This window comes from Nocardioides alpinus, assembly GCF_900112035.1.
Taxonomy (GTDB): Bacteria; Actinomycetota; Actinomycetes; order Propionibacteriales; family Nocardioidaceae; genus Nocardioides; species Nocardioides alpinus.
Genome location: NZ_FOKC01000001.1, coordinates 235,065 through 252,187, shown reverse-complemented (window position 1 = coordinate 252,187; position 17,123 = coordinate 235,065). Strand labels below are relative to the sequence as shown.

11 protein-coding genes are annotated in these 17,123 nt (G+C 69.6%); 8 read left to right on the top strand and 3 right to left on the bottom strand.

Annotation, left to right across the window (positions count from 1 at the left end; translation table 11 throughout):
* Positions 1 to 1,298: 1,298 nt before the first annotated feature.
* Positions 1,299 to 3,638: an MMPL family transporter gene (locus tag BM127_RS01265; RefSeq protein WP_091193275.1), complete on the bottom strand. Its 2,340-nt coding sequence runs from the start codon at positions 3,636 to 3,638 to the stop codon at positions 1,299 to 1,301.
* Between the two features lie 37 nt (positions 3,639 to 3,675).
* Positions 3,676 to 4,278, bottom strand: coding sequence for a TetR/AcrR family transcriptional regulator (locus BM127_RS01260; RefSeq protein ID WP_129478245.1), 603 nt, complete (start codon positions 4,276 to 4,278; stop codon positions 3,676 to 3,678).
* A 184-nt stretch (positions 4,279 to 4,462) separates the two neighbouring features.
* Here BM127_RS01260 and BM127_RS01255 point away from each other — a divergent pair, with 184 nt between their 5' ends.
* The 8 genes from BM127_RS01255 to BM127_RS01220 all read left to right on the top strand — a co-directional run bounded on the left by BM127_RS01255 (position 4,463) and on the right by BM127_RS01220 (position 16,412).
* Positions 4,463 to 4,945, top strand: coding sequence for a MarR family winged helix-turn-helix transcriptional regulator (locus BM127_RS01255; RefSeq protein ID WP_091193269.1), 483 nt, complete (start codon positions 4,463 to 4,465; stop codon positions 4,943 to 4,945).
* Positions 4,946 to 6,382: 1,437 nt separating this feature from the next.
* Positions 6,383 to 8,197, top strand: a complete 1,815-nt coding sequence (locus BM127_RS01250) for an acyclic terpene utilization AtuA family protein (RefSeq protein WP_091193267.1) — start codon at positions 6,383 to 6,385, stop codon at positions 8,195 to 8,197.
* Positions 8,194 to 9,774, top strand: coding sequence for an acyl-CoA carboxylase subunit beta (locus tag BM127_RS01245; RefSeq protein WP_091193264.1), 1,581 nt, complete (start codon positions 8,194 to 8,196; stop codon positions 9,772 to 9,774). Before BM127_RS01250 ends, BM127_RS01245 begins: the two co-directional genes overlap by 4 nt.
* Positions 9,753 to 11,807 (top strand): acetyl/propionyl/methylcrotonyl-CoA carboxylase subunit alpha, encoded by a 2,055-nt coding sequence (locus tag BM127_RS01240; RefSeq protein ID WP_091193262.1) that lies wholly within the window; start codon positions 9,753 to 9,755, stop codon positions 11,805 to 11,807. The genes BM127_RS01245 and BM127_RS01240 overlap by 22 nt, the downstream gene beginning before the upstream one ends.
* Positions 11,797 to 13,395, top strand: coding sequence for a class I adenylate-forming enzyme family protein (locus BM127_RS01235; protein ID WP_091193259.1), 1,599 nt, complete (start codon positions 11,797 to 11,799; stop codon positions 13,393 to 13,395). The genes BM127_RS01240 and BM127_RS01235 overlap by 11 nt, the downstream gene beginning before the upstream one ends.
* Positions 13,388 to 14,185 carry an enoyl-CoA hydratase-related protein gene (locus BM127_RS01230; protein ID WP_198554461.1) on the top strand — a complete coding sequence of 266 codons (798 nt, stop codon included), beginning with the start codon at positions 13,388 to 13,390 and terminating at the stop codon, positions 14,183 to 14,185. The genes BM127_RS01235 and BM127_RS01230 overlap by 8 nt, the downstream gene beginning before the upstream one ends.
* The gene (locus BM127_RS01225; RefSeq protein WP_091193257.1) at positions 14,182 to 15,351 is read left to right on the top strand and encodes an acyl-CoA dehydrogenase family protein; all 1,170 of its coding nucleotides are present in this window, start codon (positions 14,182 to 14,184) and stop codon (positions 15,349 to 15,351) included. The genes BM127_RS01230 and BM127_RS01225 overlap by 4 nt, the downstream gene beginning before the upstream one ends.
* Positions 15,348 to 16,412, top strand: a complete 1,065-nt coding sequence (locus BM127_RS01220; RefSeq protein WP_091193254.1) for an MBL fold metallo-hydrolase — start codon at positions 15,348 to 15,350, stop codon at positions 16,410 to 16,412. Before BM127_RS01225 ends, BM127_RS01220 begins: the two co-directional genes overlap by 4 nt.
* 18 nt (positions 16,413 to 16,430) lie before the next feature.
* Here BM127_RS01220 and BM127_RS01215 read toward each other — a convergent pair whose 3' ends face one another.
* Entirely contained in the window at positions 16,431 to 17,108 is a 678-nt protein-coding gene (locus BM127_RS01215) for a TetR/AcrR family transcriptional regulator (RefSeq protein WP_091193251.1), read from the bottom strand.
* Positions 17,109 to 17,123: the final 15 nt, after the last annotated feature.

Genomic DNA, 17,123 nt, shown 5'->3' with positions numbered 1-17,123 from the left:
GGTGCATGCTGGTGCATGGGGCAGTTCATGTACACCGAGTGGGTTCGCGACCATCCTGCGCCCCGCCTCCGGTTCTTGGCCGAACGCAGGCTGCGTCGAGACATCGCCCGCGGGCTGGGCGACCTTGAGGAGTACCTCCGCGAACCCGATCCAGCGCAGCTCGACGACGGGCCTGCCCGTTCCGCCCGGCCCCGGACCTGGAGGCGCCGGGGCTGGCACCGACCTTGAGACAGCCCCGACAGCCCGAACGCCTCCAGGATCTGCGGTTCGCAGGCGGTTCTTTGAGGGCTGCCCCACGTCCCGGGCCGTTCGACGTCTGGGACCACGGTCGGCCGTGCCTGGTTCGGGAGGCCGACGCCACCACGCGGGCTCGCGGCCAATCGGCCCGGGGGTTGCTGGAGCGCCCGGGGAAGAAAGCCACACGAAGGGGCGGGGCTCCTTTCCTTGGGCGAGTTGGACGCGCAGCATCTCAGGTGACGCGGAGGTCGCATGCTCCGGCGGAGTTCGGGCGCCCGGCGTCCGCGACCGCGCCAGACACGGGCAATCCCGGGTGCGGGGACGATCTCGACGCCGGGCAGAAGCCCCGCCGAGCCGCGATCGGCATCCCAACGGGCTCAGCCGGATGGGCCTGGCTCGATGAGCGATGGTGAGCAGATGATGCCGAGCCGCTGGCAGGACGAGAGCGAGGGGCTGCTTCGGGTGGTCGAGCGCATTGCCCTGATATTGAACGAAGCCGGGATCCCGCGGATGGCCGCGAGGGTGTTGGCCTACATGCTCGCCGTCGACGCTGACCGCTACTCCGCCGCCGCGCTCGCGGACGGGGTCCGGGTCAGTCCGGCCGCAATCTCGGGAGTCGTGCGCTATCTCACCGCGACGCGGATGGTGGTCAAGGAGAGGGAACCCGGGAGGAGGGCGGAGCTCTACCGGGTCAGTGACGGCGAGGTGTGCGGCATGATCGTGGCCGCCTGGATCCCGGTTCTCAAGCAGTGGGAGTCAGTGGTGGCGTCCGCCAGTGGGCGTCAGTGGTGGCGTCCGCCGCGGTCGAGCTCGGCGCGCACGGCGGTGGCCACCGATCGGCCGAGGCGACACAGTTCATTGCGTTCCTGCGCGGCGAGACGGAGGGCATGCTGGAGCGCTGGGTCGAGTACCGCCGAGATCCTGGATGAGCGATCCTCGGTGATCGAGGCGCCAGGGATTGGTGGTCGATCGCGTTCGGGAACTGCCGGTAGACCGCGGTGGCGTGGCGAGGCCTCCAAGAAGGCCTGGGACAACGTTCGGTTCTGGATGCCTCAGTCCGGTCAGTTGCGGACCTCGAGGTTTTGTCGGTCGGTGGCCTCGGCCTGCTGGTTGAGCATGGTCAGCAGCTTGTCGCCCTCGATGTCGAGGTCGGGCAGCAGGCGGTCGAGCCAGCGGGGCAGCCACCATGCTCGCTCGTCGAAGACGGCCATGAGCGCCGGGACGAGGGTCAGCCGGACGATGAAGGCGTCGATGAGGATGCCGGCGGCGAGTGCGAAGCCGATCTGCTTGATCATGATGTCGTGGCTGAAGATGAAGCCGGAGAAGACCGCGACCATGATGATCGCGGCGGCGACGACGACGCGGCTGGCCTGGTCGAAGCCGTGCACGACGCTCTGGCGGGCTGGCTGGCCGTGGATGTGTGCCTCGCGCATCGAGGAGACCAGGAAGACCTCGTAGTCCATGGCGAGCCCGTAGAGGATGCCGGTCACGATGATCGGCATGAAGCTCATCAGCGGGCCGCCGGTGTCGAACCCGAAGAGGCTGCTGAGCCAGCCCCATTGGAAGACGGCGGTGGTGGCGCCGAAGGTGGCCAGGATGCTGAGCAGGAAGCCGGCGGTGGCCTTGAGGGGGACGACGATCGAGCGGAAGACCAGCATCAGGATCAGGACGGAAAGGACGATGATGATGGCGAGGTAGAGCGGTAGGACGTCGGCGAGCTTGTCGGACATGTCGATGCCGATGGCGGTGAAGCCGGTGACGCCGAGCTGCACCTCATTGGTCTGGGCGATGTCGTTGTCGGGCTCGCGCAGCGCGTTCACGAGGTCGCTGGTGGCCTCGTCGCTGGGGCCGGAGGTGGGGATGACGCTGAACACGGCCAGGTCGCCGGCCTCGTTGACGCCGACCGGCGCGGCCAGCACGATGTCGTCTCGGCCCTGGAACTCGGCGAGGAGCTTGGCGGTCAGCTCGGGAGTGACGCGGTCTGCGGTGCCGGTGGGCTCTGCGGTGACCAGGAGGGGGCCGTTGAATCCCTCACCGAAGCCCTGGGAGACGGCCTCGTAGCTCTGCCGGGCGGCGGTGTCCTGGTTCGCGGTCGCACCGGTGGGGATGCCCAGGTTCATGCTGGCCGCGGGGATCGCCGCCACGCCCAGGATCGCGACCACGCCGGCGATGACGGGCCACCGGAACCTGATCACGCCCTTTACCCAGTGGTCGGCGACGCTGTGGGACTCCGCGTGCACCTTGGCGCGGCGTCGGGCTCGGGCCTTGTCGGAGCAGATCCGCTCCCCGACCAGCCCCAACAGCGCGGGCAGCAGGGTCAGGGCGATGAGCACGGCCAGGGCGACCGTGGACGCCGCGACCAGTGCCATCGTGGACAGCATCGCGATACCGATGACGGTCAGCGCGGTCAGCGCGATGAGGACGGTCAGGCCGGCGAAGAACACGGCGCTCCCCGCGGTGCCGACCGCTCTGCCGGCTGCTTCCTGCGCGGTGAGTCCTCGGTCGAGGATCAGCCGTCGCTGCCGGTTCACGACGAACAGCGCGTAGTCGATGCCCACGGCGAGGCCGACCATGAGACCGAGGACGGGGGTGGCGGAGTTCATCTCGACGGCCGTGGAGAGCGCGTACGCGCCGCCCACGCCGATGCCGACGCCGACCAGCGCGGTGATCAGGGGCAGACCGGCCGCGATCAGCGAACCCAGGGTGAGCACCAGCACGAGAGCGGCGACGGCGAGACCGATCACCTCACCAATACCGACCGGGATCTCGATGGCCTTGAGCGAGTCGCTCGGGAGCACGGTGATCCCGGTTCCCTGCTCGGCACGCTCCACCACCTCGACCACCGAGGTGACGTCGTCATCGGTCAACGAGGTCGAGGCGACCGTGAACTGGAACTGGAACAGCGCGACCTGCCCGTCCGAGGACACCAACACGCCCGGCACCGGGGCCCCGTCCACCACCAGCGGCTGGTAGGGAGGCGCCTGCCCCTGCTCCGACCCGGCTGAGGGATCGGCCGGTGCACCTTCCTGATCAGTGCCCGGTCCGCCCTGCTCCCCGGCACCCAGAGCGGCGTCCAGGGGGTTCACGACCTTCTCCAGGTCATAGACGTCGCTGACGGTGCCGCTGATCACCGCAAGACGCTCCGGCGTGTCGAGGCGCTCACCGCCCGGCACAGTGAACACGACGCTGGCCTGGCCTCCCGACGCCGCGGGAAGCTCATCGGCCACGCGGTCGAGCACGGTCTGGGCCTCGGTGCCCTCGATCTTCATCTCGGAGCTGACGTTCACCCCGTTGATGGCCACGGCACCGACGACCGCGGCGAGGACCGCCACCCAACCGGCAATGAACAGCCACGGCCGGCCGAATGCGGTTCGTCCGAGCCGGTACAAGAATGTGGACATGGGTTGTGGGTCTCCTTGAGGGGCGGGGCGGCGGTGGCTAGAGGCCGTGGCGCAGGTAGTCGAAGGTGAGGTCGAGGAACGAGGCGTAGTCCATCGATGCGGGGGTGGCGTCGTTCTCGCCGTCCAGGTGCACGTCGAGAGTTCCCTCCAGAGCGGCCATCACGGCGCCATAGACGGCGCCGAACAGCAGCGGCACGTAGATGGCGGGATAGCGGTCCCCGGCTGCGGATCCCAGGAGTTCTTGGGCGGTGTGGCGCATGCGTTGCTGAACGCTGAGGACGTAGGGCTCGAGGGTTGGGTACTGCCGTGCCATGGCCATCAGCTCGCGCATCCTCACCAAGGTGTCCGCGGTGAACTGATCCCTCATGACGGACAACAGGGCATCGAGCAGTGGCAGGTCTTCTGGCAGGTCGGCGAGGATCGCGCTGGCGTCGTCGACACCCCCGAACGCGACCGCGGCGACGGCCTCCTCCTTGCAGGAGAAGTGGTTCGCGAAGGTGCGCCGGGAGTAGCCCGCCCGCTCCACGACGTCCGCAGTGACAAACCCGAACAGCCCGCGCTCACGGGTCAGCTCGAAGGCCGCCTCAGCCAGCGCCTGTGCCGTCGCCTCCCGCTTGAGGTCCCGCAACCCACGATCCACTCCCTCAGTATGACCGGGCCTGCCCAATGAGCAACATTGCCCAGTGAGCACGCAGACATTCGCCCGACGCCTTGGTGAGCGGTAGCCGCCGCCGGCGGCCGGTAGCGTGACGGCACACGCGACTGCTGATCCGCCTTCGGCGGCCGGTCCTGTCAGTCGGCGGCATCGACCTAGGGGAGCGCGCATGGGTGCTGATGGCGAAGCGGTCGACGTCGACCGCGCACGGAACCAGACGACGACTGACGGGGAACAGTTCGCCGATGCGGTGCTGGCCCTGCTCGCAGTCGCTCGGCGGACCAGGGGCCGACTTCAGCCGCTTTTCGACGACGTCACCGTGCCACAGTTGGTGCTGCTGGACGCCGTGCAGGCTTGCGGCCGCGAGGGCATCGCCGCCATCTCGGCATACACGCTGCTGAGCCAACCCACGGTCACCCAACAGGCCGCCGGGCTGGAAGCGGCCGGCCTGCTGTGCCGCATCCCAGCCGCAGACGATCGACGCCGACGCGTACTCACGCTCACCGAACGCGGGGAGCAACTCCTGGCCGCCAAGCGAGGCCTGGTTGCCGACCGGTTAGCGGTGGCCTGGACATCCCTCACCGCCGAGGAGCAGTCGATCGCGGTCCCACTGCTTCGCCACATCATTGTTCTTGTCTCGGACCTCGCCTGACTCCCACCACTACCCTTTTCCTCCTATGCATTCCGGCGTAGTCTCACGCGCAAGGCCTGTTCTTCACGTCGGCCGACCCGTCTTGGCCCCCGAGCCGAACGTACGTCGCAGGCGACAGGCAGCCACCCAAGGGAGGTGGGCTGTGCAGCGGGTGGACCTCAATGGGCACGGACGGCACTATCTGGCCGAAACGTTCCTGGACGTGACCCGGTACCTACTGTGGTGGCTTGTCGGTGGACTCGTTGCCTGTGGCAGCTGGTGGTACGGGGGCGTCGAGGTGTATCACAATTGGGTGCGGGAGTCGCCAGCTACTCCCGTCAGGTTGGTGACCGAGTTGCGGCTAAGGCGAGAAGCGCGCCGGGGTTTCCGCGCGCTTGAGAAGTACCTCGCGTAGCAACAGCCCCTACCGACCTCGAAGTCGAGTTGCCCCGGGGCGGACTCCGCGCGGAGAGGTGAACGTTCAACCCGGAGGTCGAGAACTACATGGTGGTGGCGAGCAAGATATAGACGACGGGCTCCCAGCCCCTGGGTCGGGCCGCGGCTGCTCGCAGCAGGCTTCTTGCTCTCATCGGCGGCTATATCGGCGCGCTTTTCGGCCGAGCACATTCGCCGTCCCGATTGACGAACCTCACGCGGGAAACTCACTGATCAACGGACGTGCAGGCGCACTCGCGTCCCGCAAGCCCTGTCCGGAGCACTATCCCATCCCGTGAGTGTGCCAGCCTGAAGTGGCCCCAGTTGGGGGGCAGCACAGTGGGGCCAAATGGGCTTGTCATTCTCAATCCCGAGACGGGAGCGTCCTGCGGGGCACAGCCATGGCGACCGGCCTGCTGAAGTCGCACTTTGACGAGGGGGACCGGCAGATCACCCTGTCGTTCGTGCTGGACTACCCCACGCGAGCGGTGGCAGCTCGGATCGAGACCCATGGCAGGGTTCCTGACCCGTCACCACTTACACCGGCCGCGTCCCGGCACAGGTCCTGGCTGATCGAACCTGCTCACGGGTTCCGCGGGAACCGTGGCCGGGAAAGATCTTCTCGGCCACGAATTTCGTTCGGCTACTGCATCTGTCGGTTCGTCGGTACAACCACCGGCACCTTGATCTTGAGCGTTGACACGCATGGCGGATCGGCACTAGCCTGCTTTTCCCAACTGCATGGTCGACAACTTACCCAAGGGATGGGGGCGGCGCGAGGATGCCGGAAGCGCCGGTGCGGCTGTTACTGCTCGGCCCCTGCGGCCCGACCTGGACATGGGACCCGTTTATTGCGGCGGCGGACCTCATCAGTGGTGCGCCGCAAGATCCGTACTTCCTGGTCCCCCCACGGCGGCGCCGACACGATTCGGTGATTACCACGCGTGTGGCGGCGGCTTGGCAGTGTGCCGGGATCATTCAGGCCTTCGCTGACCCCTCCGGGGCCGGGCGGGAGCCGCTGCGGTGAGCACGCCGCTGCGGGTGGCCAACGTCTCCGGCTTCTACGGCGATCGCATGTCGGCGATGCGCGAAATGCTCGACGGCGGTGACGTCGACGTCCTCACCGGTGACTACCTCGCCGAGCTCACCATGTTGATCCTCGGCCGCCAGCGTTCCACCGACCCGGCGGCGGGCTATGCCCGGTCCTTCCTGACCCAGCTGGAGGACTGCCTCGCTGACGCACTCAGCCGGGGGGTGCGGATCGTCAGCAACGCCGGCGGGCTCAACCCGCGGGGCTTGGCCGGCGCGGTCGGTGAGCTCGGCGCTCGGCTGGGGGTCCCGGTCCGGGTCGCTACCGTCAGCGGTGACGACCTGATGCCCCGGCTCGCCCAGCTTGGCTCTGCCGGCCGCCTGCGGGTCGGCGAGCGGCCACCGGCGGACGGCGACCTGGTGCCGGTGAACGGGGAGTTCCCTGACGTACTGACCGCCAACGCCTATCTCGGCTGTTGGGGAGTCGTGCGAGCATTGGAGGCCGGTGCCGACGTCGTCGTCACCGGACGCATCACCGATGCCAGCCTCGTCGTCGGCCCGGCCGCCTGGCACCATGGCTGGAGCGCCGACGACCTTGACGCGCTGGCCGGCGCCACTGTTGCCGGACACGTGCTCGAATGCGGCACGCAGGCGACCGGTGGAAACTTCAGCTTCTTCGCCGAGCTGCTCGATGCTGACCCCGGCTGCCTGGACCACATTGGTTTCCCACTCGCCGAGATCGCCGCGGACGGCACGGCGGTCATCTGCAAGCACCCCGGCACCGGCGGAGCGGTGACCGTCGAGACGGTCACCGAGCAGCTGCTCTACGAACTCACCGGCAGCCGCTACGGTGGACCTGACGTCGTCACCCGGTTCGACGGCCTGCGGTTGCGCCAGGTCGCGCGCGACCGCGTCGAGGTCACCGGGGCACGCGGCCTGCGTCCAGGAGAGTGGCTGAAGGTGGCGACGAACCGTCTCGGTGGCTTCCGCAACGCCATGACCCTGCCGCTGGCCGGGTTGGACGTCGACCGCAAGGCCGATCTGCTGCGTCGACAGTTGGCGCCCGTGCTGGCGGAGGTGGCCGAGGCGCGGGTGACCCTGGCGCGCACGGACTCCCCGGACGCCGAGGCCGAGGAAGAGGCCAGCGCCGTGCTGCAGGTAACCGTGAAGGACCCCGACCGCAACAAGGTGGGCAAGGAGTTCACCGTGCCCGTGATCGAGTTGGCCCTGGCCACCGTCCCAGGCTTCTTCGCCGCAGGCGCCCCGCCCAGCCCGTCGGCCTACGGCGTCTACGCGCCCGCATGGGTGCGGGTCGATGACGTCGCTCACGTGGTCGGCCTGCCTGACGGCGGCACGGAGAGGGTCCCTTCGACGCGGCCGCAGCCGCGCAGTACGCCGGAGGGTGAGTCGCCGGGGCCTGTGGAGCCGGCGGGCCACAGCGGTGGCCCGGAGGCCGCTGGACCCACGCGGCGCGTCCCGCTGAGGTGCGTCGTCGGCGCCCGCAGTGGCGACAAGGGCGGTGCCGCGACCCTCGGCGTCTACGCCCGCAGCGACGAGGGCTACGCCTGGCTGTCGAGTTTCCTCACCGCTGAGCGGCTGCGTGAGCTGCTGCCCGAGGCCTCCGGCCTGCCGGTGACCCGTGAACGGCTGCCCGGGTTCCGCGCGCTGATCTTCCAGCTGCCTGGCCTGCTCGGCGAGGGCGTGGCCGCCAGCACTCGGTTCGATCCCCAGGCCAAGGCCGTGGGGGAGTGGCTGCGTTCTCGCTTGGTCGATGTCCCGATGTCCCTGCTACCGGAAGGAAGAACGTGACCATCCTCGCCGACCGCGCCTCGGAGAACCGTACCGCGCTCCTCGATCGCCTCGCCGAACTGGGCGAGCTGCGCGCACAGGCCAACCTGGGGGGCGGCGAGAGTGCCGTGGCCCGCCACCGGGCCCGTGGCAAGCTCACCGTCCGCGAACGCATCGAGCTGCTGCTGGACCGGGACAGCCCGTTCCTCGAGCTGTCGCCGTACGCGGCGTGGGGCACCGACTTCCCCGTGGGGGCGAGCGTCGTGACCGGCATCGGTGTCGTCGAAGGCGTCGAGGTGATGATCTCGGCAAACGACGCGACGGTGCGGGGAGGAACGAGCAACCCCTACACCTTCCGCAAGACCCAGCGCGCGCACGAGATCGCCGAGACCAACCGGCTGCCGTTCATCAGCCTGGTCGAGTCCGGGGGGGCGGACCTGCCCACCCAGTCGGAGATCTTCATCCCCGGCGGGCGCGCGTTCCGCAACCTGACCCGACTGTCCTCGCAGGGCATTCCTACCGTCGCCCTGGTCTTCGGCAACAGCACCGCCGGCGGCGCCTACGTGCCCGGCATGAGCGACCATGTCGTGATGATCGAGGGCCGCAGCAAGGTGTTCCTCGCCGGGCCGCCGCTGGTGAAGATGGCCACCGGGGAGGAGGCCGAGGACGAGTCCCTCGGCGGAGCGTCGATGCACGCCCGCACCTCCGGCAGTGCCGACCACCTGGCCGTCGACGAGCTCGACGCGATCCGGCTCGGGCGGCAGATCGTACGCAGTCTCAACTGGCGCAAGGCCGGGCCCGGCCCGTCCCAGCCGGCCGACCCCCCGCTGTTCGACCCGGAGGAGCTGCTCGACCTCGCCCCCGCGGACCTGCGCCAGCCGCTGGACCCCCGCGACGTGTTGGCCCGGATGGTCGATGGCAGCCGCTTCGACGAGCATAAGCCGCTCTACGGCACGTCGTTGGTCACCGGGTGGGCAAGCATCCACGGCTATCCGATCGGCGTGCTGGCCAACGCCCGTGGCGTGTTGTTCCGGGAGGACGCGCAGAAGGCCGCGCAGTTCATCCAGCTGGCCAACCAGGTTGACACCCCGCTGCTGTTCCTGCAGAACACGACCGGCTACATGGTCGGCACCGAGTACGAGCAGAACGGCATCATCAAGGCCGGCTCGCAGATGATCAACGCTGTCTCCAACAGCACGGTGCCGCACCTGACGATGAACATCGGCGCCTCGTACGGCGCCGGGAACTACGGCATGTGCGGGCGGTCCTACGATCCTCGTTTCCTGTTCGCCTGGCCCAATGCCAAGAGCGCGGTGATGGGGGCGGCGCAGCTGGCAGGGGTGCTCGATATCGTCGGGAGAGCCAGCGCGCAGGCCCGTGGCCGCGACTACGACGAGGAGGCCGCGGCTGCGATGCGGGCCGCGGTGGAGCAGCAGATCGAGGCCGAGTCGGTAGCGCTCTTCCTCTCCGGCCGGGTCTACGACGACGGGATCATCGACCCGCGCGACACCCGCACGGTCCTCGGGCTGGCGCTGTCGGTGATTCACAACGCACCTGTCAGTGGACTGCACGACGGATGGGGGGTGTTCCGCCTGTGACCGACCAACGCACACTGAGGAGCGTCCTGGTGGCCAACCGCGGCGAGATCGCCCGCCGAGTGTTCGCCACCGCCCGGGCCATGGGGCTGCGCACTGTCGCGGTGTACTCCGACGCCGACGCCGACGCCCCCTACGTCGCCGACGCCGACGTAGCCGTCCGGCTACCGGGCAACACCCCGTCCGAGACCTATCTGGATGCCGACCTGGTGGTGGCCGCGGCGGTGAGAGCCGGCGCGGACTGCGTCCACCCGGGCTACGGGTTCCTGTCCGAGAACGCAGATTTCGCCCGGGCGGTGCAGGCGGCGGGCCTGGTCTTCGTGGGCCCCAGCGTCGAGGCCATCGACGCCATGGGCAGCAAGCTTGCCGCCAAGGAGCTCATGCAGCGGGCCGGGGTGCCGACCCTGCCCAGCGTGGACGCCACCGGCCTCGTGGGGGTGGAGCTGGAGAAGGCAGCTGCCGACATCGGCTACCCGCTCCTGGTCAAGGCATCCTTCGGTGGCGGCGGTCGCGGCATGCGGGAGGTACGCGACCCGAGCGACCTCGCGGATGCTGTCGCGGGTGCCGGCCGCGAGGCAGCGTCCGCGTTCGGTAACGGCACCGTGTTCCTGGAGCGCCTGGTCGAACGGCCCCGGCACGTCGAGGTTCAGATCTTCGGCGACAGCCACGGGCACACGGTGGCGCTCTTCGAGCGCGAGTGCTCCATCCAGCGCCGCCACCAGAAGGTGGTCGAGGAGGCACCGTCCCCCGCGGTCGACCCGGACCTGCGTGAGCGGCTGCAGGAGGCGGCCGTCGCCGCCGCGCGCGCCATCGACTACGTCGGTGCGGGCACGGTCGAGTTCCTGCTCGACGACGGGGGCGACTTCTTTTTCCTCGAGGTCAACACCCGTCTGCAGGTGGAGCACCCCGTTACCGAGGCCGTCACCGGGCTGGACCTGGTCCGGTTGCAGTTCGACGTCGCGGCGGGCCGCCCGCTGCCCGCGGAGGCACTGACGCCCACCTTGACCGGCTGCGCGATCGAGGTACGGCTCTACGCCGAGGACCCGTCCCGCAACTGGCTGCCCCAGTCGGGGCGGCTCGAGGATTTCCACGTCCCCGCCGATACCGAGTTCCGGCTGACGACCGGACCGGGAGTTCGGCTGGACAGCGGCGTCGCTTCGGGCGTCGAGGTCGGGGTGCACTACGACCCGATGCTCGCCAAGGTGATCGCCTGGGCGCCGGACCGGACCTCGGCAGCGCTGGCGTTGGCGGGCGCAATCCAACGCGCACGGCTTCACGGACTGACGACCAACCGTGACCTCCTCGTCCGCGTCCTGCGCAGCGAGGCGTTCCTCGGTGGCGAGACCGACACCGGGTTTCTGGATCGGCACGGCCTCGACGTGCTCGCCGCACCGCTGGTCGATGACGAGGGACGTCGCCGGCATGCCGTCGTGGCGGCGCTGGCCGGCGCCGTTCTACGGCGAAGTGCCGCGCCGGCGCTCGCAGGCCTGCCATCGGGCTGGCGCAACAACCCGACAGCGCCGCACACGACGGTCTTCGACGCCGGCACGGTGCGCTACAGCTTTGACCGGAGCGGGATCACCGCCGACCTTGATGCGGCGTCGGTGCCGCTGACGGTGCTCGGCACCGACGTCCTGCGGCCGGGCCGGGTCCGGCTGGAGGTCGAGGCCGACGGGCTGCGCGCCACGTACGAGGTGCACGTCGAGGGTGACCGTTCGTACGTCGACGGACCGGAAGGCTCGACGACGCTGGTCGAGCAGGCGCGTTTCCCCGAACCCACCGCGAAGGTGGCCCCCGGGTCGCTCACCGCTGCGATGCCGGGCACAGTAAGCCGGGTGGCCGTGACCGAGGGCGAGCGAATCAACGCCGGTCAGCTGGTGCTGGTCCTGGAGGCCATGAAGATGGAGCACCCCGTGGTGGCGCCCGTCGCCGGAGTGGTGCAGGCCCTGCACGTTCACGTCGGCGCGCAGGTAGAGACAGGCGCGACGCTCGCCGTCGTCGCCGACACCGAGGAAGGGAACAGCGATGCGTCCTGATCTGTCTGGGGTCGATCCCCTCGCGTTCAACCTGGCGACCAGACTGTCGGTGGGCGACATGCTCACGCGCTCGGCATTCCAGTTCCCCGACCGCACCGCCATCGTGCAGGACGGCGAGGAGATCACCTATGCACGTCTCGATGCCGCCGCCGAGGCCTTCGGGCGGGGCATGCTCGAGACCGGCCTCGAGCGCCAGGAGCCCGTGGCCTTCCTGCTGGGCAACTCGTGGCGGTTCGTTGCCACGTTCTTCGGGTGTGCCAAGTCCGCACTCGTCGCCCTGCCCGTCAATCTGATGCTGCCGCCGGACGAGGTGGCGTGGATCCTGGCCGACGCAGGAGTGCGTGCTGTGGTCGCCGACCCCGCATTCGTTCCGCTCCTCGAACAGATACTCCCCGATCTGCCGCAGGTCACCACCGTGGTCGTCACCGGGGACACGTCGGACTCGGTGGCCGGGCGCACCGCGTTGCGCTGGGACGATGTGGCCGCGGACCCGACCCCGTTGCAGGTGGTGGTCGAGGACCGCGACACCTTGCACTGCCTCTACACCTCGGGCACGACGGCCCGTCCCAAGGGCGTCCTGACCAGCCACCTCGCCGTTCACGTGGCGGCACTCAGCAGCGCGCTGCAGGTAGGGCACCGGCACGGGCACGAGTTCTCCGTGGCCCCGATCGTGCTGCCGCTGTTCCACACCACGGCACTGGACACGCTGCTGCTGCCTGTGCTGCTCACCGGCGGCACCGCGATCCTGCCCCCTGGCTTTCAGCCTGAGGCCTACCTGGACATCGTGGAGGGCAGCCGGGCCACGCACCTGCTGCTGCTGCCCATGATGTGGGCCGCGGTGCTGGCCACACCGAGGCTCGACGAGCGAGACCTGTCCTCGGTGCGGCTGTGCATGTACGCCATGGCTCCGATGCCGCAGGAGCGGATCGGTCAGATAGCCGCCGCCTTCCCCAACGCCGACGTACTGCTCGGCTCGGGGCAGACGGAGTGCGTGCCGGCCACGGTGCTTCAGTGGCCGGCGCACCAGGACACCAAGAGCGCCTCGTGGGGTCCCTCGGTCGTGACCGTCGACACCCGGATGATGGGACCGGGTGGGGACCTGCTGCCTCGGGGAGAGACCGGGGAGATCGTCTACCGCGGTCCACACGTGATGAGCGGCTACTGGAACAACCCCGAAGCGAACACCGCTGCCTTCGCCCACGCCTGGTTCCACAGCGGCGACATCGGGCACCTCGACGAGGAGGGGGTGGTCTGGTTCTCCGACCGGCTCAAGGACATCGTGAAGACCGGCGGGGAGAACGTCTCCTCCGTCGAGGTGGAGCGGGTGCTGCTCAGCTCCCCGGAGATCACCGAGGTCGCAGTCATCGGCGTACCCGACGACAGATGGGGCGAGGCCGTGACAGCGGTCGTCGTCGCCGTCGACCCCGCCGTCGACCCGAGCGCTCTCTCAAATCGGTTGACAGCGTTGTGCCGCAAGCAACTGGCGGGCTTCCAGGTCCCGAAGGGCATCGAGGTCCTGACCGGCTTGCCCAAGACGGCGACCGGCAAGATCCAGAAGCACGAACTGCGGGAGCGTTTCCGTGGCTAATGAGGAGCTGGTCCGTGTCCGCCACCACGGGCCGGTCGCGGAGGTCACCCTGGACTCCCCGCACAATCGCAACGCCCTGTCACGCGACCTGGTCGAACAGCTGCACGCGGCCTTGGCGCTCGTCACCGCCGACGAACGGACGCGAGTCGTCGTGCTGACGGCAACCGGCACCGTGTTCTGCTCCGGTGCCGACCTCAAAGAGCAGCGGACGGGCGCGGCGCCATCGGCGGTCGGCCTGCCGGACATCCTGACACTGATCTACGAGAGCCCCGCACCTGTCGTCGCGCGGGTCAACGGAGCTGCACGCGCGGGCGGGATGGGCCTGATCGCGGCGTGTGACCTCACGGTCGGACTGGCCGGCGCGACGTTCGGGTTCAGCGAGGTCCGCATCGGCGTCGCCCCGGCCGTCATCGCCGTAGCCTGCCTGCGCCGGATGGACCGCCGCGCCGCCCGAGAGCTGTTCCTGACCGGAGAGAACTTCGACGGGCTGCGCGCCCGCGACGTCGGCCTCCTGGATCGCGCGGTCCACGACGACGAGCTGGACCTGACGGTCGACACGCTGGCCGGGCAGCTGAGCAAGGGTGCCCCCGAGGCACTGGCGATCACCAAGCAGTTGCTGCGAGACCTCCCCGGTCCGGACCTGCAGGAGGACTTCCGGCGGATGGCAGCGGTCTCCGCCGAGAGGTTCGCCTCGGACGAAGCGCGGGAGGGCATCGCCGCACGGTTGGACAAACGCCCGCCAGCGTGGCTGACTGCGGCGGACGCACCGAGCGGAGGAGGACGACTGTGACGCAGACCGATATCACCACACCCACCGGCGACCCGTGGCGCACACCCGAGAGGGTGGCGCTACGGCGGCTGGCGCGCGACTTCGTCGCCCGGGAGATCGCACCGCACATGGACGAGTGGGAACAGTCCGGCGAGCTGCCCCGCGATCTGCACCGTAAGACCGCCGACGTCGGTCTCCTCGGCGTCGGGTTCGCCGAGGAAGTCGGCGGCAGCGGCGGCGACGCAATCGACTCCGCGATCATCACCGAGGAGATCCTGAACGGCGGCGGATCCACCGGTGTGTGTGCTTCGCTGTTCACCCAGGGCATCGCGCTTCCACACATCGCCGCCAACGGCGGCCCCGAGCTGGTCGAGCGCTATGTCCGCCCCACGCTTGCCGGGGAGCTGATCGGATCGCTGGCGGTGTCCGAGCCGGGCGGGGGTTCCGACGTCGCCAACATCCGCACCCGGGCGGTCCTCGACGCAGACGAGTACGTCGTCAACGGCGCGAAGACCTTCATCACCAGCGGCGTCCGCGCCGACTTCGTCACCGCCGCGGTGCGCACCGGCGGACCCGGCCACTCCGGGGTCTCCCTGCTGGTCATCGACAAGGCCACGCCCGGGTTCACCGTGTCCCGCCGGCTGGACAAGATGGGCTGGCGGTGCAGCGACACCGCCGAACTGTCCTTCGCGGACGTCCGGGTCCCGGCCGCGAACCTCGTGGGCGCGGAGAACTCCGGCTTCGTGCAGATCATGCAACAGTTCCAGAACGAGCGGATCGGCCTCGCCGTCCAGGCCTACGCCACCGCGGCCCGAGCCTTGGATCTGGCCATCGGGTGGGCGCGGGACCGGGAGACGTTCGGGCGGCCGCTGTCCTCGCGTCAGGTGATCCGGCACAAGCTCGCCGAGATGGCCCGCCAGGTCGACGTCGCGCGGTGCTACACCCGGGCGGTCGCGCAGCGGTACCTCGCCGGCGAGGACGTCGTCACCGAGGTGTCGATGGCGAAGAACACGGCCGTCTACGCCTGCGACTTCGTGGTGAACGAGGCGGTGCAGATCTTCGGCGGCATGGGCTACATGAGCGAGTCTGAGGTCGAGCGGCACTACCGGGACGCGCGGATCCTGGGCATCGGCGGCGGGACGAACGAGATCATGAACGAAGTCATCAGCAAGAGGATCGGCCTGTGACCGCCGAGACGGCCCGCCCGTTTCGGGTCACCGGCACCGAGCAGAAGCGGTCGTGGGCGGAGAAGCTACTGCCCCCGGTGGAACAGGTCCAGCCCGGGCTGTGGTCGATCCCCGTCCCCATCCCCGACAACCCGCTGCGGTACGTCCTGGTCTACGCGCTCGAGCTGGACGACGGGCTGGCGCTCATCGACGCCGGGTGGGACACCGACGACGCCTGGCTCGCCCTGACCCACGGGTTGGCGACGGCCGGGCACGCCATCGGCGACGTCCGCGGCGTGATGGTGACGCACATCCATCCCGACCACTACGGCCTGGCGGGGCGGATCCGCGAGGCGTCCGGTGCCTGGGTGGGACTCCACCCCGACGACGCGGCTCTGCTGCCCGCGCGGTACGGGGCCGGCATCACCGACCTGCTCGACGACATGGCCGCGCTGCTGCGGAACTGCGGGATACCCGACGACGAGCTGGAGACCCTGTCCCGCGCTTCTCTGCCGATCGCGGCCTACGTCCGCCAGACCGAGCCCGACCGCCTCATCCGAGACGGCGACCGGCTGCCGTTGCCCGGCTGGGATCTGCGAGCTGTCCACACGCCCGGCCACTCGCCCGGCCACCTGTGCTTCCACGAGCACCAGCGTCGCGTCCTCTTCTCCGGGGACCACGTCCTTCCTCGCATCACGCCCAACATCGGGGTGCACGCGCAGTCGAGCGGCAACCCGCTCGCCGACTTCCTCGACTCCCTGGCACGCGTCGGCGGACTGGACCACGAGCTGGACGAGGTGCTGCCCGCGCACGAGTACCGCTTCGCAGGCCTCGCGGCGCGCGTGTCGACGCTGCTGGGCCACCACGACGCACGGCTGGAGGAGATTCACACCGCCCTCACCACGGCACCGACGACCTGGGAGCTCACCGCGTCGCTGACCTGGTCGCGCCCCTGGCCAGAGATCTCCGGGTTCATGCGCCGAGCGGCCATCGCGGAGACCCTGGCGCACCTGGTCCTCCTGGAGAGCAGGGGACGGGTGGCGCGGAGCCGCGAGACCCCGTGGCGCTGGGAGCAGCGCTGACTGGGCACTGCCCGCCGCTCACTCGTTGAGCGCCTCGGTGGCCGCCGTGCCCGCTCGGTCTCCGCCTGGCCAGGCTTGCGGCGCCAGGCCGATCGCCCCGGCCCACAAGCGAGTGAGGACGTCGACGGCCTCCGCCTCGTCCAACCCCTCAACCGGGTCCTGCCACAAGTGGGCGAAGGACTCCACCATGGCGCCCAGGGCGCTGGCCGTCGCCCGCGGCGGCAGCAGCGGATCGGCCAGTCCCAGCTCCTGCATGCGGACCAACCCCTCCATGCCGCGCCGGACGAAGGACTCCCGGATCTCCAGTCGCTGCTCCCGGAAGTCCTCCCGGACATCCGCCTGGGAGTCCAGCACGCGCAAGATCCGAGAGTGACGGGTCACGGCCCTCAGGAAGGACCGGTTCGCCGCCTCGATGCGGGCGTACCACGCATACGGCGGAAGGCGAGTCCCGATCGAGGTCGCGGCGAAGATGTCCTCGGCGACACCGGTGACGATCTCGCGCAGCAACGCCTCCTTCGAGTCGAACCACGTGTAGAACGTCCCGTGGGAGACCCCGGCACCGTGGGCGATGGCGTCGATGCCGACGGCGGAGAAGCCGTGCTCCTCGAAGAGTTGGCGCCCAGCCTGCACGAGCGCTGACTTGGTGCGCCGGCCACGGGCCGTGGCGGGCAACGGTCCCGGCACGATCGACGTCATCGTGTGTCCCCGGCG

Coding starts and splice junctions, on each gene's coding strand:
- BM127_RS01265 (WP_091193275.1), bottom strand. CDS start 3,638: ATGTCCACATTCTTGTACCGGCTCGGACGAACCGCATTCGGCCGGCCG.
- BM127_RS01255 (WP_091193269.1), top strand. CDS start 4,463: ATGGGTGCTGATGGCGAAGCGGTCGACGTCGACCGCGCACGGAACCAG.
- BM127_RS01240 (WP_091193262.1), top strand. CDS start 9,753: ATGGGGGGTGTTCCGCCTGTGACCGACCAACGCACACTGAGGAGCGTC.
- BM127_RS01235 (WP_091193259.1), top strand. CDS start 11,797: ATGCGTCCTGATCTGTCTGGGGTCGATCCCCTCGCGTTCAACCTGGCG.
- BM127_RS01215 (WP_091193251.1), bottom strand. CDS start 17,108: ATGACGTCGATCGTGCCGGGACCGTTGCCCGCCACGGCCCGTGGCCGG.